The following is a 3,947-nucleotide window of genomic DNA, read 5'->3' as shown; positions in this document are numbered from 1 at the left end:
AATTTTTAAATAGTAAAATCTATTTATAATTATTTTTTTATAGCAAAAAACTAGAAAGATTTCTCTTCCTAGTTTTATCTATATTATATATATTATCTTTTAAATTACTTAATATCTACATCTGCTGTATAATCAACATTATCAAAACCAAATCCAAATAATTTGAAGAAATCATTTCTAAATCCTTCAACATCAGTTATATCAAAGACATTTTCTGAATTTATAAGAGGCCAAACATCTAAAATTTCTTTTTGAACATCTTCTCTCATCTCTAAATCATCAAGTCTTATTCTACCTTCTTTATCAAAATTAAGTTCTTTATCTCCATAAAGTTGCTCAAACAATCTATATATTTGCTCAATACAACCCTCATGTATATTTTTTTCTTTCATAACTTTATATAAAAGAGATACATAAAGAGAGATTACAGGAATAGCAGAACTTGCCTGTGTTACAAGCGCTTTATTAACTGAAACATATGCTTTTCCACCAATTTCTTTTATTATAGCATCAATCTTTGGAGCTGTAACATCTAAATCAGATTTAGCTGCTCCTATTGTTCCATTTTTATAGATAGGTGCTGTTATTTTAGGTCCTAGATAGCTATAAGCAACTGTTTTAACTCCATTTGATAAAAGATTCTCTTCTTTTAAAGCTTCCATCCATAAAAGCCAACCTTCTCCACCCATAACCTTGATTGTTCCTTCAACCTCTTCAGCCGTTGCTGGTTCAATAGTTACATCAAAAATTCTTCCTGTGTGGAAATCTATAGTTTTACTTGTAAAAGCTTCACTAATTGGTTTTAAGCTTGAACTTGCAACTTCTCCATTTGGCATAACTCTTTTTGGTGCTGCAAGTGAGTATATAACTAAATCTACAGTTCCCATTTGCTCTTTTATATTTTTCATAGCTTCTGCTTTAATTTCAGCTGAAAAAGCATCACCATTCATTTTTATATACTTTAAATTTTTATTTTCAAAAGTATTTTTAACACCTTCAGTATTATACCAACCTGCTGAACCAGTTCTCTTTTCTGTTGATGGTCTTTCAAAACTTAATGCTAAAACATTAGCATTACATGAAAGTCCTGAAACTATTGTAGTAGCAAGACCATATCCTGCTCCCGCTCCAATTACTAAAACATTCTTTATATCATTAAGTTTTTTCTTACTTTCTACATATTCTACCTGTCTTTTAACATTTTCTCTACATCCAACTGGGTGTGATGTAGTACATATGAATCCTCTAAATTTAGGCTCTACTATCATTTTATCTCTCCTCAAAGTAAATTTAAAATCAAATATTTTGACTTTCAAACAATATATACAATATATCATATTTCTATTTTACTGTCATCTTTAACCTCTAATGGTATTATTCTAAAATTTCAAACAATTTACTTATCTTATGAGTTTAATATTCCTTCTTTTAACTCTTCCATAAGTTCCTTAACAGGAACTATTTTATTAACTCTATGAGCATTACTTCCACAGAATATAAGTCCTTCTGAAATTTTTCCATTTACAGAGTTTATAAGTGCATCACTTATACAATAAGGTGTATCTTTAGGATTACAAGGTAATAAACAGTTATAACATTTCTTAACTGCAATGTTACCAAGCCCCTCTGATTTATCTATAAATTCATTTCTTATTCCTCTACCAGGCATTCCTACTGGACTTTTTACAAGTCTAATATCATCCTCTGTACTATTTAAATAAGCAGCTTTAAATTCATCACTAGCATCACACTCATCTGTTCCAACAAATCTTGTTCCCATTTGAACTCCACTTGCTCCAAGTTTTAAGAATTTTGCTATATCTTCTCCTGTAAAAACTCCACCTGCTGCTATAACAGGAATCTCTTTATTATATTTTTCTTCATACTTCTTAACTTCTTCTATAATTCCAACTATTTCAGTTTCAAGACAATCAATAGAAGTTTCTATTTCTTCTTTTTTAAATCCTAGATGTCCACCAGCTTTTGGCCCTTCAACAACCACCATATCTGGTGCCACTCCACTATGTCTATCCCACATCTTTAAAATAACTCTTGCTCCTTTAATAGATGAAACTATTGGTGCAAGTTTAATATTATACTCTTTAGCTATATTAGGTAATTCCTTTGGAAGTCCTGCTCCTGAAATTATAAGGTCAGCTCCACCTTCTATTGCTGCCATAACAAATTTACTGTAATTAGTCATTGCAACCATTATATTAACCCCGATAATTCCACCATTAGAATTTTCTTTAGCTATTTTAATATGCTTCTTTAAAGCTCTTATATTAGCTTTAAAATTACTTTTTTCAAAGTCTAATTCTTTATATCCTGGCTGTGCAGCTGAGATTACTCCAATCCCTCCACACTTTGCAACTGCCCCTGCAAGTCTTGAAAGTGAAACTCCAACTCCCATTCCGCCTTGTATTATTGGTAACTTGGCAACTAAATTGCCTATCTTAAGTGGTTTTATATCCATACTATTACTTCCCTTCATTTTAAAATCAAATATTTTGATAGTCAAAACATTAATACTATTATAAAGTTAATTTTCTTCAATTACAATATTTTTCTATTATTTATTTTTTCCAATATTTTTTATTTTAATCATTCTTTCTAAATTAATATCAAGCCAATAAAAAAAGAACCTACAAAATAATATTTTTATCAAATACTCTCTGTAAGTTCTATCTTTATTAATTTTATTATTTTGCCACATTGTACTTTGCATTTGTTCTTTTAGCTATCTTTGGAAGTATTAGTCCAAGTCCTATTAAAATAAATGGTGTTGCAAAGTTTGTTATAGTAAGTATCCACCAGTGCTTAGTAAACATTTCACCTTCTTTTGGGAACATTCCCATAAGACAAGCAAATGCTGTAAATGCAAAGCACCATATACCAAACCCTCTAGCTATTTTTCTATTCTTAATAAACTTATATTCTGAATTAAATTTATGAGCAACTTTTGTTAGTGCAATATATGCAAGGAATACCCATAAGTATCTAAGTGGCATAACTGCTGCATTTAAATCTAGTAACCAGTTGTAAAGTGAGTTTGTATCTCCCATTCCAAGTGCTGGAACTATTATAAGTATTGAAACTAAAACTGCTGTCATTTTATATCCATTGATTGGTGCACCATTCTTGTTAACTTTTGTTAATGCTCTTGGTACATATCTATCATCTGTATCTGCAAGTAAAACTTTTAGCGGAGCATCTATTGAGAATAGTAAGGCTGAAACCTGTGCTAAGAAGTTTGCTATTGAATAAAATACAAGTAATGTATTTCCTATTCCATAGTAATGACCAAGCTTTTGGAATGCATAATACGCTCCATTCATCTTAAGGTCAGGTGGAATATTATTTGCATTAAACATCATTCCCATTGCAAACGAACCAAGAAAAGCTGTTACTGCAACCATTGCTGCAAGTGCAATCATCCCTTTTGCAAATCCTTTTTTCTTATCCTTCATATTACTTACATAAGGAGACATCTTCTCTGCTCCCCCTACTGCAAAAACAAGCATTGCTATAGTTGTAAAGTATTTAAAGTCGAATGTTGGAATAAATGATTTTAATGTTATATCCTGTGTTGCACTATGAACTCCTGTTATAGCTGGAGCTGCAAGCATTAACAATATGTAAAGTATAGACATTACAAACATTGAAATACCAGCAATTGATCCGATAGCTTTAAGAGAAGTCATTCCTTTTGATGCAACCCATATAAAGATAAAGAATATTATAAGTACTATTCCTTGTACGATTAAAGGATTCATATGATCTATAAGTTCACCATTTTGGAAAGTTGCCCATCCAAGTGATATTAAAATACCTTGTGGTTTTTGTGCAAGATATGGAATATGTACAACCCAATATGTCCAACCTGCTAAATATGCAAGTGTTGGTCCCATAGTTAGCCCAATCCATGAACTTACTCCACCTTTTCC

General features: G+C 30.9%; 3 protein-coding genes. All 3 read right to left on the bottom strand.

Annotation, left to right across the window (positions count from 1 at the left end; genetic code table 11):
- Positions 1 to 104 precede the first annotated feature (104 nt).
- On the bottom strand, positions 105 to 1,268 hold the full coding sequence (gene fabV / locus Q0V15_RS12325; protein WP_297439440.1) for an enoyl-ACP reductase FabV: 1,164 nt from the start codon (positions 1,266 to 1,268) through the stop codon (positions 105 to 107).
- Positions 1,269 to 1,405: 137 nt separating this feature from the next.
- Positions 1,406 to 2,476 (bottom strand): nitronate monooxygenase family protein, encoded by a 1,071-nt coding sequence (locus Q0V15_RS12320; protein WP_297439441.1) that lies wholly within the window; start codon positions 2,474 to 2,476, stop codon positions 1,406 to 1,408.
- 226 nt (positions 2,477 to 2,702) lie between these two features.
- A partial coding sequence (locus Q0V15_RS12315; RefSeq protein WP_297439439.1) for an amino acid permease occupies positions 2,703 to 3,947 on the bottom strand: 1,245 nt, incomplete at its 5' end.

Origin of the sequence: uncultured Clostridium sp., assembly GCF_947036855.1 — a bacterium.
GTDB lineage: Bacteria > Bacillota > Clostridia > Clostridiales > Clostridiaceae > Sarcina.
Note: the sequence above shows the minus strand (reverse complement) of the source record. Positions and strands in the feature narration are given on the sequence as shown.

What these genes read in the sequence shown, in the direction of transcription:
- fabV (WP_297439440.1), bottom strand. Translation starts at nt 1,268, where the DNA reads ATGATAGTAGAGCCTAAATTTAGAGGATTCATATGTACTACATCACAC.
- Q0V15_RS12320 (WP_297439441.1), bottom strand. Translation starts at nt 2,476, where the DNA reads ATGGATATAAAACCACTTAAGATAGGCAATTTAGTTGCCAAGTTACCA.